This window comes from Lentiprolixibacter aurantiacus, from assembly GCF_026241225.1.
Taxonomy (GTDB): Bacteria; Bacteroidota; Bacteroidia; order Flavobacteriales; family Flavobacteriaceae; genus Lentiprolixibacter; species Lentiprolixibacter aurantiacus.
On sequence record NZ_JAPFQP010000002.1, the window covers coordinates 193098 to 208691 of the forward strand.

A 15594-nucleotide genomic window follows, 5' to 3' on the forward strand; every position below is an offset into this window, starting at 1 on the left:
TCAGGATTGCCGCCTTTTGATTTCCCGGGTTACCTCCTGGAGCAAACTCTGTAATTCTGCTTCCTGGCGTTCACGGATCTTGTTTTCAATAATGCTTTCAATCTCTTTTTGCTTCTCTACGGAAAGTTCTTCGAAAGCCTTCAATTCCTTTTGCTTTTCGGGCTTAAGCATTTCCCCTTCTCCTGTTATCAACCAGGCAACGTTAAGCTGAGGGTAGGTGCGGACAATGTTTTCGATTACATCGCTGCCAATGGATGCCCTGTTCTTTTTCATGCGCAGCGTATATCCATTTGCGGCACCTATGGATATATCGAACTGCCTGGCACTTAAACCGGCATGACTGATAAACTGCATCAAACGATCTATGGTTTTAAGCATGATTCGGCAATCAATTATGAAGCAAATATACAGGTTACTAAACAAACAGAGAAAAAATACTATTATTATTTGTAAATATAGAAAATAATCTATACTATTGTGTGTAACAAGCAATCCCTCACCAACGCCAACGTTTGTGTTAATTAAAAATGATGACCTATGAAGACAATCAAAAACTTGCGAAGGCTAAATCAATTGCATGAATTAATTGAACAGGAATGCACGGGATCTCCAAAACAACTGGCCAGCAGGCTGCATGTTAGTGAACGACTCATTTACTGCCTGATGGAGCAATTACGGGATTACGGAGCTACAGTTCGGTATGATAGGGGGCGGCGAACCTACTTCTACCAGGGCGAATTTCAATTTTCAGTAAACATATCTGTTGCAGTTGGTGATCAAAATGGAATGACGCAGATATATGCGGGATAAAACCTCTATATTAAATTATCTGGGATTCAGAACTACAAAGGGTATAACCATTTCTTCCAGTGATATGCCACCGTGCTGGTAGGTGTTCCGATAATAGGAAACGTAATAATTGTAATTATTGGGGTAGGCAAAGAACAGGTCGTTCTTGGCAAAAATAAAGGAACTGCTTACTGTAAGACTGGGTAGATGAATTTTGTTTGGCTGCCTGGCTTCAAATACGTCCTTTTCTTCGTAGCTAAGACTACGTCCGGTTTTATAACGGAGGTTCAGGCTGGTCTCCCGGTCACCAATTACTTTTGAGGGTTGCTTTACGTTAATAGTGCCATGATCCGTGGAAATAATCAGTTTCATGCCCAGGGACTGTGCCTGTTGAATGATCTCCAGCAGGGGAGAATTCTTAAACCAGCTCTGCGTAAGTGAACGATAGGCTTTATCGTTTGAAGCCAGTTCCTTGATCACTTCCATTTCTGTCTTGGCATGGGAAAGCATATCTACAAAGTTGTAAACCAAGACAGTCAGGTCATTTTTTTTCTGTGAGCGGAAATTCTGGCAAAGGGAGCGTCCCTGCTTCAGACTGCTGATCTTGTGGTACTCCCATTGAATGGAAAGTCCCAACCGCCTGAGTTGTTCCCCCAGGAACTCAGCTTCAAACAGGTTTTTCCCGCCTTCATCCGTATCATTCTTCCACCATTTCGGATACTTTTTTTCCATGTCCAGGGGCATCAGCCCGGAAAAAATAGCATTCCTGGCGTACTGCGTAGCCGTAGGTAGTATACTGAAATAAGGAGTTTCACTGGATTTTTTATAAAATGGATTGAGCACATCTTCAAAGGCGCACCATTGATCGTACCTCAGGTTGTCAATGACCACCCAGAGCACCGGCTGCTTGCCCAGCTCGGGCATTACAAGCTTCCTGAAGAGGGTATGGGACATCACGGGTCCGTCTTCATCGGTAAACCAGTCGGCGTAGTTTTTATCCACGAACTTGCCAAATTGATTGTTGGCTTCAATTTTTTGGGATTCCAGTATTTCAAACATGCCAGAATCTTCTATTTCCTCCAATTCCAGCTCCCAGAAGATCAGTTTCCTGTAGAGCTCTGCCCAGGCTTCCCAGGAATTTACCATGCTTAACTCCATGGCGATCTTTCGAAATTCCTGCTGATAATTGGCCGTGGTCTTCTCAGAAACGAGTCGGGAAGTATCCAGGTTTTTCTTCAGGGATAGTAGAATTTGATTAGGGTTAACCGGCTTGATAAGATAATCGGCAATTTTGGAACCTATGGCCTCTTCCATAATGTATTCCTCCTCGCTTTTGGTAATCATAACCACAGGCAGGGAAGCATCGAGAGCTTTGATCTCATTAAGGGTTTCCAGGCCGGAGAGCCCAGGCATATTTTCATCCAGGAAAACAATGTCGAATCGCTTTTCCCGTATCGCCTCAAGCGCATCCTGTCCGCTTTGACAGGTTTCCACGCTGTAATTTTTATTCTCCAGGAATAAAATATGAGGTTTCAGGAGGTCTATTTCGTCATCAACCCATAAAATGGAAATGGTTCTCATTTGTCTATTCTGATTCTTGTCTGAGGTTTGCAGTCTGGAAATCACTTCCGGGGCTCCAATGAAATTAAGATCGGGATTTACACAGATATTCAGCCTTAATCTATACCTTTGAATCTGGCAAACCACCCTTTAAAAACAGGTTTCTTGTCGGTATCGAGTAAGCTCACCATATTTAACGATCCAATTTACGGATTTATTAGGATTCCCAATCCGCTGGTCTTCCGTCTGGTAGAGCATCGCTATTTCCAGAGGCTTCGCCATATATCCCAAATGGGGCTTTCCTATTTGGTCTTTCCCGGGGCACATCATACCCGTTTCCACCATGCCCTTGGCAGCATGCACCTCATGCAGCTGGCAATGCAAAACCTTCGTTTAAAAGGGGTTAGCATTTCCAGGGAGGAAGAAGATGCATTGCTTGCGGCCATACTGCTCCACGATATCGGCCATGGTCCATTTTCACATGCCATGGAAAGAGGTATAGCAGAAGGCCTGGATCATGAAAGCCTGAGCCTGCATTTTATGAATGACCTGAATAAAAACTTTAACGGAAGTTTAACTTTGGCAATAGCCATATTCAAGGGCACCTACTCCCGTAAATTTATGAACCAGCTGGTTACGAGCCAGCTGGATATGGACCGGCTAGATTATCTAAAAAGAGACAGTTTTTACACTGGAGTTGCCGAGGGAAATATTAATGCAGAGCGACTGATTTACATGCTGCATGTTGCCGGTGAAGATTTGGTTGTGGAAGAGAAGGGGATTTACTCTGTTGAAAAATTCCTGATGGCCAGGCGATTCATGTACTGGCAGGTATACCTGCATAAAACGGGTATTGTTGCCGAACAGTTGCTGATACAGATATTTAAAAGGGCTAAAGACCTATTGCATAATCAGAATGACCTACAGGGAAGTCCGCCACTCATGCATTTTTTGAAGGGAGATTTTCAACCCGGCATCTTTACATCCGATGACCTGGAGTTCTTTGCCCAATTGGACGATACTGATATTCTGGCTGCAGTCAAGCTATGGCAAAACCATAAAGATGTGGTATTATCCCGATTGTGCAATATGTTGCTCACGCGAAGGCTGCTAAAGATCGAAATAAAGAACAGCCCGGTTTCGGAAATGGAATTGGATACTTACAGGGAAAAGGTGAGTAGGCTTTATGGAATTTCATTATCGGAGGCCTCGTATTTTGCCTTCAAAGGGAATATTTACAACCAATCATACAACCAACAGCAGCAAAAGATCCGTATCTTAAGGAAAACGGGAAAGGTTCTGGATATAACCGAAGCCTCGGATCATTTAAACTTGGTTGCACAGGAAGAAACGGTTGAGAAGTATTATATATGCTATCCCAAAGAGTGTGTAACTTAATTTTCTTACTTTTGTCCCACTTATTCGGGATAACAAAAAAGTTTTGAAGTTTACGGCCAATCAGATTGCGGGTATATTAGAAGGTACGGTTGTTGGAAATCCCGAAATTACCGTCCATAAACTGGCTAAGATAGAGGAGGGTAAAGAAGGTTCTCTGACCTTTCTGGCCAATCCCAAATACACTCCCTATATTTATAGCACTGAGGCTTCCATTACCATTGTTAACAATGACTTTGAACCCGAACAGGAGTTGAGCACCACCCTCATTAAAGTGGATGATGCCTACAAGTCATTCTCAAAACTTCTGGAATATTATAACCAGGTCAAGAACAACAAACTTGGTGTTGAGTCGCCCGTATTTATATCCGATTCTGCCTCCTATGGCAAGGATTTTTACCTGGGCGCATTTTCTTACCTGGGCAATAATGTTCAGATTGGGGATAACGTGAAAATATATCCCAATGTTTATGTAGGAGACAATGTGAGGATAGGGGATAATGTCACCGTCTTCGCAGGAGCTAAAATATATTCTGAAACTATCATCGGAGATCACTGTGTTATCCATAGCGGAGCCATTATAGGGGCCGACGGCTTTGGATTTACCCCCAACCAGAATGGCGAATACAGCAAAGTTCCGCAGACAGGCAATGTTATTTTGGAGGACCATGTAGATGTGGGTGCCGGAACTACTATTGACAGGGCTACCCTGGGTAGTACTATCCTGCGGAAAGGGGTAAAGCTAGATAACCAGATACAGATTGCCCACAATGTTGAAATTGGCCAAAACACTGCAATTGCCGCTCAGACTGGAATTGCGGGTTCTACCAAAATAGGCAGGAACTGTTTAATCGGGGGCCAGGTGGGTATTGTGGGACACGTGATAATCGGGGACAGGGTGAAAATACAGGCCCAGTCGGGTATAACCCGTAACGTAAAGGACGATGAAATCCTGCAGGGGTCTCCGGCGCTTACCTACAGCGATTACAATAAGTCATATGTGCATTTTAAGAACTTACCCAAGCTAGTCAGCAAAATTGAAGAATTAGAAAAAGGAGAAGATTCCTGATTTTTAGTATGGCTAAACAAAAAACAATAGCAAAAGAAGTTACCCTTGAGGGTGTAGGATTGCATACCGGAGAGAACGTTACCATGAAATTTGTTCCTGCTCCGATTAATCACGGATATGCGTTTAAACGCGTAGACCTGGAAGGGGAACCTATTATTGAAGCAGACGCCACTTATGTGGTAAATACCCAGAGAGGGACAAACCTCGAGAAGCGTGGCGTTAAGATCCAGACTTCCGAGCACGTTCTGGCCGCTCTTGTTGGCCTGGAAATAGATAATATATTGATTGAACTGGATTCTTCGGAACCTCCTATTATGGATGGCTCTGCCAAATTCTTTGTTGAAGCTCTGGAAGGGGCAGGTATTGTTGAACAGGAAGCAGAGCGTGAAGAGTATGTGGTTAAGGATGTAATCAGCTTCAGGGATGATGCAACCGGGAGCGAATTAACAGTGATCCCTTCTGAAGAATACCAGGTGACAACCATGGTCGACTTTGGCACTAAGGTACTGGGAACTCAGAATGCTAATCTTGAGCATATCACCGATTTCAAAACTGAAATAGCAGATGCCCGTACCTTCAGTTTCCTGCATGAATTGGAAATGTTGCTGGAAAACGGCCTGATCAAGGGGGGTGACCTCAATAATGCCATCGTCTATGTAGATAAGGAGATTTCTCCGGAAACCATGAAGAAACTGGAGAAGGCCTTCAATAAGGAAAAACTATCCGTAAAGCCAAACGGCATACTGGACAACCTGACTTTGCATCAGCCCAACGAGGCCGCAAGGCATAAATTGCTCGATGTGATTGGCGATCTGGCGCTTACCGGAACCCGGATCAGGGGTAAGGTTATTGCCAATAAGCCCGGGCACTACGTAAATACACAGTTTGCCAAGAAACTGGCCAAGATTATTAAACTGGAAAAAAGGAATAAAGTGCCCCAGTACGATCTGAATGAACCGCCTTTGATGGACATCAACCAGATTATGGCAATGCTTCCACACAGGCCTCCTTTCCTTTTGATCGACAGGATTCTGGAGCTCACTGATCAGTATGTCGTAGGGATGAAGAACGTTTCCATGAACGAGCCATTTTTTGTTGGCCACTTCCCCGGAGCACCGGTTATGCCGGGAGTGCTTCAGATCGAGGCTATGGCTCAGACCGGGGGTATTCTCGTCCTAAGCACTGTTCCTGACCCTGAGAATTACCTGACCTTCTTCATGAAGATAGACAATGTTAAATTCAAGCAGAAGGTACTCCCGGGAGATACGCTGATATTCCATTGTAGCCTGATTTCACCAATCAGAAGGGGGATATGCCATATGCAGGCCTATGCATACGCCAACAATAAACTGGTGTGTGAAGCAGAAATGATGGCCCAAATTGCTAAAAAAAGCTAATATGAATCAACCGCTGGCTTATATACATCCCGGTGCGAAAATTGCTAAAAACGTGGTTGTGGAACCTTTTACCACCATCCACAACAATGTAACTATTGGAGAAGGGACATGGATTGGTTCTAATGTAACCATCATGGAAGGGGCCCGGATTGGAAAGAATTGCAATATTTTTCCCGGAGCTATTATCAGCGCCCCTCCACAGGATCTGAAATACAACGGGGAGGACACCACAGTTCACATAGGGGACAACACTACCGTAAGGGAATGTGCTACAATTAACAAGGGTACTGCAGACCGCATGAAAACGGTTATTGGTAATAACTGTCTAATTATGGCTTACTGCCATATTGCCCACGATTGCATTGTGGGGGATAACTGCATATTTTCAAACAATTCTACCCTGGCCGGCCATGTTACCATTGGAGATAACGTGGTTCTGGCAGGTATGGTTGCGGTTCACCAGTTTGTTTCCATTGGGCAGCACGCCTTTGTTACCGGAGGTTCACTGGTTAGAAAGGATGTTCCTCCATATGTCAAAGGGGCAAGGGAACCCATGTCTTACGTTGGGATCAATTCCATTGGGTTGAGACGAAGGGGATTCGATACGGAGAAGATCAGGGAGATCCAGAATATCTATCGAATTTTATATCAAAAGAACTACAATAATTCCCAGGCCGTTCAGATAATCGAGGCTGAGATGGCTGCGACTACAGAAAGAGACGAAATATTACAATTCATCAGGGATTCCCAGAGAGGAATTATGAAAGGTTATTTTAGCACAAGTTAATTTTATGGCAACAACATCAGATATCCGAAAAGGATTGTGCATTCGCTACAACCACGACATTTATAAGATAATTGAATTTCTTCACGTAAAACCAGGAAAAGGCCCCGCTTTTGTAAGAACAAAGCTTAAAAGTGTAACCACAGGAAAGGTCATTGACAATACTTTTTCGGCCGGGCATAAAATAGATGATGTTCGCGTTGAAACCCGGTCTTATCAGTTCCTGTATGCAGATGGCAGTACCTATCATTTTATGAACACAGAAGATTACAATCAAATTGCCCTGCAGGAAAGCGCCCTGGATGCGCCAGGTTTGCTGAAAGAAGGTGAGATTGTAACGATCATGTTCAATACAGAAGACAGTATGCCACTCTCTGTGGACATGCCCGCCAGTGTTATACTGGAGGTTACCCATACAGAACCAGGGGTTAAGGGTAATACGGCAACCAATGCCACCAAGCCTGCCACTGTAGAAACAGGAGCCCGGGTGAATGTGCCCTTGTTTATCAATGAAGGGGACAGGATCAAGATAGACACCGAGAAAGGCTCCTACATGGAAAGGGCAAAAGACTAGCATTACAGAACGCTATGAAATTTCCATCTCCCCAGACCCTCCAAAGCATTTCTGAACTTCTTGGCGCAAAATTTATAGGCCCTGCTGATTTTCCGGTTTTGGGAATCAATGAAATCCATGTGGTAGAACCGGGAGACCTGGTTTTTGTGGATCATCCCAAGTACTATGACAAGGCTTTGAATTCCCGGGCTACGGTGGTACTTATCAACAAGGAAGTAGACTGCCCGGAAGGTAAGGGATTGATCGTTTCGGACGATCCATTTCGTGATTTTAACAAGCTAACTAACCACTTCAGGCCCTTTCGCCAAAGCCATCAATCTATCTCAGATTCGGCCAAGATAGGGCAGGATACTGTTATACAGCCCAATGTATTCTTAGGCAATAATGTTGAGATTGGTGAAAATTGCATTATCCACGCAAATGTGGCCATTTACGACAATTGTATTATTGGCAACAATGTGATTATCCACTCCGGGGCTGTACTTGGTGCCGATGCATTCTACTATCAGAAAAGGACAGACAAGTTTGATAAGCTGTTGTCCGGAGGAAGAGTGGTTATTGAGGATGATGTTGAAATTGGGGCTTTGTGTACAATAGACAAGGGTGTTAGCGGGGATACCCGGATCCGTAAAGGCACCAAGCTGGACAATCAGGTTCAGGTAGGGCATGATACCGTGATAGGGGAACGATGCCTAATCGCTTCACAGACAGGCATAGCAGGATGTGTCATCATTGAGGACGAAGTTACCTTATGGGGACAGGTAGGGGTGACCAGTGCAGCTACGATTGGCGAAAAAGCTGTTGTGCTGGCCCAGACAGGTGTGGCCAAATCCCTCCCTGGAGGCAAGACTTATTTCGGGAGTCCAGCCGAAGAGGCCCGTGAAAAACTTAAACAAATGGCCAATGTTAAACGAATACCAGATATTTTAAATAAACTGGAAAAATAATGCAGGAAACCACCCCCGCATTTCTTTACAAACTTATATTTTTGTGCTTCAAAAATTAACCCTATGAGCGTTTTAGTAAATAAAGATTCCAAGATTATTGTTCAAGGTTTTACCGGGAGTGAAGGTACATTCCACGCCGGGCAAATGATAGAATATGGCACCAATGTAGTAGGAGGGGTTACCCCAGGCAAAGGTGGACAGGAGCATCTGGGAAAGCCAGTGTTCAACACAGTGGCTGAAGCTGTGGAGAAAGTTGGTGCAGATACTTCAATTATTTTTGTGCCCCCGGCTTTTGCTGCGGACGCTATCATGGAAGCAGCAGATTCCGGAATAAAAGTAATAATAACCATTACCGAAGGAATCCCTGTAGCTGATATGGTTAAGGTTTACGATTATATCAAAAAACGCGATTGTACTTTAATAGGACCCAACTGTCCGGGTGTAATCACGCCTGAAGAGGCCAAGGTGGGAATCATGCCTGGGTTTGTCTTTAAGAAGGGCAATGTGGGGATTGTGTCCAAATCTGGCACACTGACCTATGAAGCGGCAGATCAGGTGGTGCGTCAGGGTCTGGGGATTACCACTGCAATAGGCATTGGAGGTGACCCAATTATCGGGACTACCACCAAAGAGGCCATTAAATTGCTGATTGAAGACCCTGAAACCACATGCGTGGTGATGATTGGTGAAATTGGAGGCCAGTTGGAGCCGGACGCGGCCAGGTGGTACAGGGAAAGTGGCAGCAGCAAACCAATTGTTGGCTTTATTGCCGGTGAAACAGCTCCTGCAGGAAGAACCATGGGGCATGCCGGCGCCATAGTAGGAGGAAGTGATGATACTGCACAGGCCAAGAAAAGGATCATGAGGGAATGCGGAATTCATGTGGTGGATTCCCCTGCGGAGATCGGACAAAAGGTAAAAGAGGTCCTGGCATAGTACAGCAAAAGCATAGTATGATCCCGTTCTTTTTTTGAACGGGATTTTTTTTGGTCTTTGCCATAAACAAAACTTATCTTTGATTGCTAACCGTTTAAATACCTAACAAAATGAAACTACTCGAAGGAAAGAAGGTCATTATTACCGGAGCTAGCCGGGGAATTGGAAAAGGTATAGCCGAAGTCTTTGCCGACCACGGGGCTGATGTTGCATTCACCTATAGTTCCAGTGAAGGTCCGGCTTTGGAACTGGAAAAAGCACTTTCTTCCAGGGGGGTAAAGGCCAAGGCCTATAAAAGTAACGCAGCGAGTTTTGAAGACTCCGAGAAGTTAGTTGCCCAGGTACTGGAAGATTTTGGAGGTATAGACGTGTTAATTAATAATGCCGGGATTACCCGGGATAACCTGCTAATGCGGATGGGTGAAGAAGATTTTGATAAAGTCATCGAAACCAATTTAAAGTCCGTATTCAACATGACTAAAGCAGTGCAGCGTACTCTGTTGAAACAGCGAAAGGGCTCAATCATAAACATGAGTAGTGTGGTTGGGGTTAAAGGTAATGCCGGACAAACCAATTATGCCGCATCAAAAGCCGGGATGATAGGGTTTACAAAATCTGTAGCACTTGAACTTGGATCCCGAAACATAAGATGTAATGCCATTGCACCTGGTTTCATTGAAACGGAAATGACGGCTAAGCTGGATGAAAAAACCGTGCAGGGATGGCGCGATGCGATTCCCCTTAAACGGGGAGGAACACCAGAAGATGTTGCAAATGCCTGTCTTTTTCTGGCATCAGACCTGTCAACCTATGTTACGGGCCAGGTGTTGAATGTAGACGGAGGAATGCTCACTTAGATCATATTTCCCAACCAGCTTTTACATTAGGAAACCGGACTTTCAGGGGCGTTTAGACTCCCTGGGTTTTATAGAATTATACCATGCAGATCAACACGGTACTCCTGTTAATACTTGCTGCCCTGGCGACAGGTCTGCTTGTATATTATCAGTATTACTTCAGATCTGACAGGAGGGGAATGCGGCATAATTTGATGGCTGCATTCCGGTTTATTGCCCTTTTTGCCACCCTGGTATTGCTAATCAACCCGGAGATCGATCAGCAAACCATCCAATTGGAGAAGCGAAAATTGATTCTGGTTTCGGACCATTCAAGCTCGATAAGTCATTCCGGAGCCGATACAATCTTGAAGCAGGCACTGGAACAATTGAAGCAAGCTGACCTGGCCAGGCAATTTGATCTGCGGCAGTTTGGCTTTGCGGACCAACTTTACTCAGGAGATTCTACTTCATTTACAGGATCGATAACGGATATCAACTTTGCCCTGCAGGAGATCAACGAGATCGTTGAACCAGAAGAGGCCGTTGTTGTATTGCTTACCGATGGTAATCAGACTTACGGATCAGATTATGAATATTTTGGTTCCCAGGCTAAATTTCCAGTGTACAGCCTGGTAGTTGGGGATACCACCAAATACGAAGACCTCAGGATAGATCAGGTTAACCTCAACCGCTACGCTTTCCTCAGGAACAGGTTTCCGATAGAGACCTTTATTAGCTATGAGGGGCAAAACCCTCTGGATACCCGCTATTCTATTTTCTTGAATGATGAACGGGTTTATTCCGAGTCAATAACGCTTAGTCCTGATCAGAATACGAAAAGAATAACCGCTTTACTGGAGGCCTCCAGCATAGGGCAAAAAAATATCCGAGTGGAAGTAAGCAGCTTTCCCCAGGAAAGGAACAAGGCAAATAACATCCGCTATGCTTCACTGGAAGTCCTGGATGAACAGACCAGGGTGGCCATTGTTACGGATATGCTACACCCGGATGTAGGCACCCTTAAAAAGGCTATTGAGGCCAACGAACAAAGGGCGGTTTCCATACTTAAGCCCTTTGGAAACCCCGATGAATGGCAGCAATATGATATGTTTATCCTTTATCAGCCCAATAATACGTTTCAGTCGCTTTACAATTACCTGAACGCATCAGGAACCAGCAGGTTTACCATAACCGGAACTAAAACAGACTGGAGGTTTTTAAACGATGTGCAGCAAAGTTTCGAAAAGGAGTTCGTAAACCTGAATGACGAAGTATTGCCGGTAATAAATAAAGGGTTTGCTGCATTTGACACAGGTAAAATAGACTTTCGGTCATATCCGCCACTGGCAGCAACACTGGGAGAACTGCGGATTAGGAGGCGTCACGACGTTCTTCTTGAGCAGCGCATAAGGGGTGTAGATACAGGAGAACCAATGTTTGCCATTATCCAGGAAAATGAAAGTAGGGAGGCAGTGCTCTTTGGTGAAAATATCTGGAAATGGCGTATGCAGAGCTTCCGCAGCCAACAGAGCTTCGAAGAATTTGATGCCTTTGTAGGGAAGATTATCCGGTTGCTTTCCACAAATACCACCAAAAACCGCTTAAACCTGGATTATGAAAATACCTTCCGGGGTATGGAGGCGGCGCGTATCAGGGCAACTTATTTTGACAGGGCATTCCAGTTTGACGGAAACGCAAAACTCAAGATCCGGATTCGTCCGAAAGGAGGAGATTATACCGATCGCGACATGTTGTTGAAACAGGGGTATTACGAAGTCAATTTAAGCGATCTTGAATCAGGTGACTACGAATTCATCGTATCGGTTGAAAAAGAAGAATTATCACAGTCAGGCAGTTTTACCATCCTGGAATATGAAGTGGAACGCCTGTTCATGTCCAGTGATTATGAGAAGTTGGAACGCCTTTCTGAACGATCTGAAGGAAAGCTCTTCTTTCCCGACCAGGTGGCTTCACTTATAACTGAAATAACCGACAACCCCAAATACCTTCCCACACAGAGAAGCGAGCAAAATGTCGTATCTTTGATCGACTATAAAATCCTGCTTGCAGCCATCGCCCTGGCACTTGCTATCGAATGGTTCCTCAGGAAATACCAAGGACTTATTTAAATACATTTCATATGGACAAATTACCTAAAATTGCATTGCCAACGATTGTAGTGATCATACTGGCATTTATTCTGATATCCAAATCAACCATCATTATTGGCTCTGGTGAGGCCGGGGTTTTATACAAGACACTGGGAGATGGGGTTGTAACAGACAAACCGCCACTTGGTGAAGGTTTCCATTTTGTTGCTCCATGGAACAAGGTTTATGTTTATGAAGTTCGGAGACAGGAGATCTTTGAAAAAATGAAGGTGCTATCGTCCAATGGATTGGATATTCAGCTCGACGCTTCTGCCTGGTACATGCCTAATTACAATGATTTAGGAAACCTGCACCAGAAAATTGGCGAGAATTATTTACAGAGGATCCTGCTGCCAACTATTCGTTCTGCAGCAAGAAGCGTGGTAGGTCGCTATACTCCGGAGCAATTGTATTCCAGTAAAAGGGATGCCATACAGAGAGAGATCTTTGAGGAGACTAAAAAGATTGTTGAGGAACAATACATCGTGCTTGATGAAGTATTGGTAAGGGATGTTACCCTGCCTCCAACCATCAAGGATGCAATTGAGCGTAAGCTAAAACAGGAGCAGGAGTCACTGGAGTACGAATTCCGCCTGGTAACTGCGGAAAAGGAAGCGGAGCGTCAGCGGATCGAGGCACAGGGTAAGGCAGACGCCAACCGTATTCTCAGTGCTTCTCTAACAGACAAGATCCTGCAGGATAAAGGTATTGAAGCAACGTTAAAGTTAGCGCAGTCGCCTAATGCCAAAGTAGTTGTTGTAGGCTCCGGAGATGACGGATTACCATTGATTTTGGGAAATAATTAAGGCCTAAATCTTTGGCGAATTTAAAATTAGTCCTAATTTTACCGCCTGTGAAAACAAACAATACACATCATCATTTTTATACTTGCACTCAGGCGAGGTAGAAGTGTTGTGTGATATTGCAACGATAGAAAAACCCGTTTGAGTGCTCAAACGGGTTTTTTGGTATTAATTGCGGAAAAGAAAAACTATGGGAAATATAAAAATTGCAATTCAGAAGTCTGGCAGGCTCAACGAGGATTCTCTGAAGATCCTGAAAGATTGTGGAATCTCAATAGATAATGGAAAGGATCAGCTAAAGGCCCTGGCCCGCAACTTTCCTCTGGAAGTCTTTTATCTTCGGAACGGGGATATTCCCCAGTACCTCAGGGATGGAGTAGTGGACATCGCTATAATCGGGGAGAACGTCCTGGTGGAAAAAGGGAAGGAAATTGAAATTGTGGAGAAACTTGGCTTCTCTAAATGTCGGGTCTCCCTGGCCGTGCCAAAGGGTTTCGATTATAAAGGGATTCAGGATTTAAAAGGCAAACGCATTGCCTCTTCCTATCCGAATACGGTTCAGCAATATATGTCCAGCAGGGGGGTTGAAGCCGATCTGCACATTATCAATGGTTCTGTGGAGATAGCGCCTAACATTGGTCTTGCCGACGCTATCTGTGACATCGTTTCCAGCGGCAGCACCTTGTTTAAAAACAATCTCAAGGAAGTTGAAGTAATGCTTAAATCTGAGGCGGTTCTGGCAGTTTCACCCAAAATAAAGGAGGGGCAAAAAGAAACCCTGGAAGCCCTCCGGTTCAGGATTCGTTCTGTACTTGCAGCGCGACAATCCAAGTATGTGCTTATGAATGCCCCTAACGATAAAATAGAGGCGATCATTGAAATACTGCCCGGAATGCGAAGTCCTACGGTATTACCATTGGCCGAAAAAGGCTGGAGCTCCATTCATACCGTGATCAACAAGGACAAGTTCTGGGAGGTTATTGATGAATTGAAGCGCGCAGGGGCCGAAGGGATTCTGGTTTGTCCAATTGAAAAAATGGTGCTATGAAAATTATAAGTATCCCGGTACGGGAAAGCTGGGAAGAGCTTTTCAGGAGACCTACCCCTGAAATTGAAGAAATTGAAGATCAGATTAAGCCTATTTTTCGTGCCGTTATGAGCTCTGGTGATGAGGCCGTACAGAAGTATACTTCCCGTTTTGATGGGGTATTGGTAGATTCACTACTTTGCTCACCCCAGGAATTTAAAGATGCCGAAAAGGCCCTTGATCCCGAACTCAAAAAAGCCATTCAGAATGCCATGGGCAATATAAAGCGTTTTCACAGCGCTCAAAAAACAACCAGGGTGGAGGTTGAAACTGCGCCCGGCGTTCTGTGTTGGCAGGAGAAAAGGCCCATTGAAAAAGTGGGCTTGTATATTCCGGGAGGAACTGCGCCTCTGTTCTCCACTATCCTCATGCTGGCGGTACCGGCTCAGATTGCGGGTTGCAGGGAAATTATCATGTGTACCCCTCCGAACAAAGAAGGTAAAGTACACCCGGCCATATTATATGCTGCTTCCCTATGCGGTGTTGATCGTATTTACAAGGTCGGTGGGGTTCAGGCCGTTGCAGCAATGACCTTTGGCACTGAAACTATACCACGGGTATATAAGATTTTTGGACCTGGAAACCAGTACGTTACGGTAGCCAAGCAATTGGCAACCCAATATGGGGTAGCCATTGATATGCCAGCGGGCCCAAGCGAGGTGATGGTTGTGGCCGATGATTCGGCAAAGCCTTCATTTGTGGCTGCGGATTTGCTAAGTCAGGCCGAACACGGTGCAGACAGTCAGGTAGTACTGGTCACCACTTCCCAGACCTTTTTGGAGTCTGTCCGGGAAGAGATTAATATGCAATTGGCCGAACTGCCTCGTAAGGATTTAGCACAGAAGGCTTTGAGCAACAGCAAGCTCATTTTAGCAGAAAGTATTTCAGATGCCCTGGATATGATCAATTTCTATGGCCCTGAACACTTAATTTTGAGCTGTGAGGATGCTGAAGTCCTCTCAGAAAAAGTAATAAACGCCGGATCTGTATTTCTCGGTAATTTCACACCCGAAAGTGCCGGAGATTACGCTTCAGGAACCAATCATACGCTTCCTACCAATGGTTACGCCAGACAATACAGCGGGGTAAACCTGGATAGCTTTATGAAGAGTATTACCTTCCAGCGTATTTCAGAAAAAGGGATTCAGCAAATAGGACCAACGGTAGCTATTATGGCAGAGGCCGAGGGGCTGCAGGCACACAAAAATGCCGTAACCCTTCGACTGCAAGCCCTGTTATCAAAATAGAAGCATGAATTATATTT

The 15594-nt window shown here is 44.7% G+C and carries 15 protein-coding genes; 13 read left to right on the plus strand and 2 right to left on the minus strand.

The window, feature by feature from the left end:
• Entirely contained in the window at positions 1 to 378 is a 378-nt protein-coding gene (locus OO016_RS07970) for a hypothetical protein (protein WP_266012232.1), read from the minus strand.
• 159 nt (positions 379 to 537) lie between these two features.
• Between OO016_RS07970 and OO016_RS07975 the strand changes: the two genes are divergently transcribed.
• Positions 538 to 810 (plus strand): HTH domain-containing protein, encoded by a 273-nt coding sequence (locus OO016_RS07975; protein WP_266012234.1) that lies wholly within the window; start codon positions 538 to 540, stop codon positions 808 to 810.
• Positions 811 to 825: 15 nt separating this feature from the next.
• On the opposite strand, the gene porX is transcribed toward OO016_RS07975, so the two are convergent.
• Positions 826 to 2370, minus strand: coding sequence for a T9SS response regulator signal transducer PorX (porX, locus tag OO016_RS07980; protein WP_266012236.1), 1545 nt, complete (start codon positions 2368 to 2370; stop codon positions 826 to 828).
• A gap of 144 nt (positions 2371 to 2514) precedes the next feature.
• Here porX and OO016_RS07985 point away from each other — a divergent pair, with 144 nt between their 5' ends.
• From OO016_RS07985 to hisD, 12 genes are all read left to right on the plus strand, one after another.
• Positions 2515 to 3747, plus strand: a complete 1233-nt coding sequence (locus OO016_RS07985) for an HD domain-containing protein (RefSeq protein WP_266012238.1) — start codon at positions 2515 to 2517, stop codon at positions 3745 to 3747.
• Positions 3748 to 3790: 43 nt separating this feature from the next.
• Positions 3791 to 4813, plus strand: a complete 1023-nt coding sequence (lpxD, locus tag OO016_RS07990; RefSeq protein ID WP_266012240.1) for a UDP-3-O-(3-hydroxymyristoyl)glucosamine N-acyltransferase — start codon at positions 3791 to 3793, stop codon at positions 4811 to 4813.
• A gap of 8 nt (positions 4814 to 4821) precedes the next feature.
• Complete coding sequence (locus OO016_RS07995) at positions 4822 to 6210, plus strand: bifunctional UDP-3-O-[3-hydroxymyristoyl] N-acetylglucosamine deacetylase/3-hydroxyacyl-ACP dehydratase (protein WP_266012241.1); 1389 nt, start codon at positions 4822 to 4824, stop codon at positions 6208 to 6210.
• Between the two features lies 1 nt (position 6211).
• On the plus strand, positions 6212 to 6997 hold the full coding sequence (lpxA, locus tag OO016_RS08000) for an acyl-ACP--UDP-N-acetylglucosamine O-acyltransferase (protein WP_266012243.1): 786 nt from the start codon (positions 6212 to 6214) through the stop codon (positions 6995 to 6997).
• Positions 6998 to 7001: 4 nt separating this feature from the next.
• The gene (gene efp / locus OO016_RS08005) at positions 7002 to 7568 is read left to right on the plus strand and encodes an elongation factor P (RefSeq protein WP_266012245.1); all 567 of its coding nucleotides are present in this window, start codon (positions 7002 to 7004) and stop codon (positions 7566 to 7568) included.
• Positions 7569 to 7582: 14 nt separating this feature from the next.
• Positions 7583 to 8515 carry a UDP-3-O-(3-hydroxymyristoyl)glucosamine N-acyltransferase gene (locus tag OO016_RS08010; RefSeq protein ID WP_266012247.1) on the plus strand — a complete coding sequence of 311 codons (933 nt, stop codon included), beginning with the start codon at positions 7583 to 7585 and terminating at the stop codon, positions 8513 to 8515.
• Positions 8516 to 8578: 63 nt separating this feature from the next.
• Positions 8579 to 9451, plus strand: a complete 873-nt coding sequence (sucD, locus tag OO016_RS08015) for a succinate--CoA ligase subunit alpha (RefSeq protein WP_266012249.1) — start codon at positions 8579 to 8581, stop codon at positions 9449 to 9451.
• A gap of 110 nt (positions 9452 to 9561) precedes the next feature.
• Complete coding sequence (gene fabG, locus OO016_RS08020) at positions 9562 to 10308, plus strand: 3-oxoacyl-[acyl-carrier-protein] reductase (protein WP_266012251.1); 747 nt, start codon at positions 9562 to 9564, stop codon at positions 10306 to 10308.
• A gap of 83 nt (positions 10309 to 10391) precedes the next feature.
• The gene (locus tag OO016_RS08025) at positions 10392 to 12419 is read left to right on the plus strand and encodes a VWA domain-containing protein (RefSeq protein WP_266012253.1); all 2028 of its coding nucleotides are present in this window, start codon (positions 10392 to 10394) and stop codon (positions 12417 to 12419) included.
• 11 nt (positions 12420 to 12430) lie between these two features.
• Positions 12431 to 13246 carry a prohibitin family protein gene (locus OO016_RS08030; RefSeq protein WP_266012255.1) on the plus strand — a complete coding sequence of 272 codons (816 nt, stop codon included), beginning with the start codon at positions 12431 to 12433 and terminating at the stop codon, positions 13244 to 13246.
• Positions 13247 to 13433: 187 nt separating this feature from the next.
• On the plus strand, positions 13434 to 14291 hold the full coding sequence (gene hisG / locus OO016_RS08035) for an ATP phosphoribosyltransferase (RefSeq protein ID WP_266012256.1): 858 nt from the start codon (positions 13434 to 13436) through the stop codon (positions 14289 to 14291).
• A complete protein-coding gene (gene hisD / locus OO016_RS08040; RefSeq protein WP_266012258.1) occupies positions 14288 to 15577 on the plus strand; it encodes a histidinol dehydrogenase in 1290 nt (429 codons plus the stop codon). The genes hisG and hisD overlap by 4 nt, the downstream gene beginning before the upstream one ends.
• The last annotated feature ends 17 nt before the right edge of the window (positions 15578 to 15594 follow it).

Excerpts from the sequence above, each read along its gene's own strand:
- OO016_RS07970 (WP_266012232.1), bottom strand. The coding sequence starts at position 378 with ATGCTTAAAACCATAGATCGTTTGATGCAGTTTATCAGTCATGCCGGT.
- OO016_RS07975 (WP_266012234.1), top strand. The coding sequence starts at position 538 with ATGAAGACAATCAAAAACTTGCGAAGGCTAAATCAATTGCATGAATTA.
- porX (WP_266012236.1), bottom strand. The coding sequence starts at position 2,370 with ATGAGAACCATTTCCATTTTATGGGTTGATGACGAAATAGACCTCCTG.
- OO016_RS07995 (WP_266012241.1), top strand. The coding sequence starts at position 4,822 with ATGGCTAAACAAAAAACAATAGCAAAAGAAGTTACCCTTGAGGGTGTA.
- lpxA (WP_266012243.1), top strand. The coding sequence starts at position 6,212 with ATGAATCAACCGCTGGCTTATATACATCCCGGTGCGAAAATTGCTAAA.
- efp (WP_266012245.1), top strand. The coding sequence starts at position 7,002 with ATGGCAACAACATCAGATATCCGAAAAGGATTGTGCATTCGCTACAAC.
- OO016_RS08010 (WP_266012247.1), top strand. The coding sequence starts at position 7,583 with ATGAAATTTCCATCTCCCCAGACCCTCCAAAGCATTTCTGAACTTCTT.
- sucD (WP_266012249.1), top strand. The coding sequence starts at position 8,579 with ATGAGCGTTTTAGTAAATAAAGATTCCAAGATTATTGTTCAAGGTTTT.
- fabG (WP_266012251.1), top strand. The coding sequence starts at position 9,562 with ATGAAACTACTCGAAGGAAAGAAGGTCATTATTACCGGAGCTAGCCGG.
- OO016_RS08025 (WP_266012253.1), top strand. The coding sequence starts at position 10,392 with ATGCAGATCAACACGGTACTCCTGTTAATACTTGCTGCCCTGGCGACA.
- OO016_RS08030 (WP_266012255.1), top strand. The coding sequence starts at position 12,431 with ATGGACAAATTACCTAAAATTGCATTGCCAACGATTGTAGTGATCATA.
- hisG (WP_266012256.1), top strand. The coding sequence starts at position 13,434 with ATGGGAAATATAAAAATTGCAATTCAGAAGTCTGGCAGGCTCAACGAG.
- hisD (WP_266012258.1), top strand. The coding sequence starts at position 14,288 with ATGAAAATTATAAGTATCCCGGTACGGGAAAGCTGGGAAGAGCTTTTC.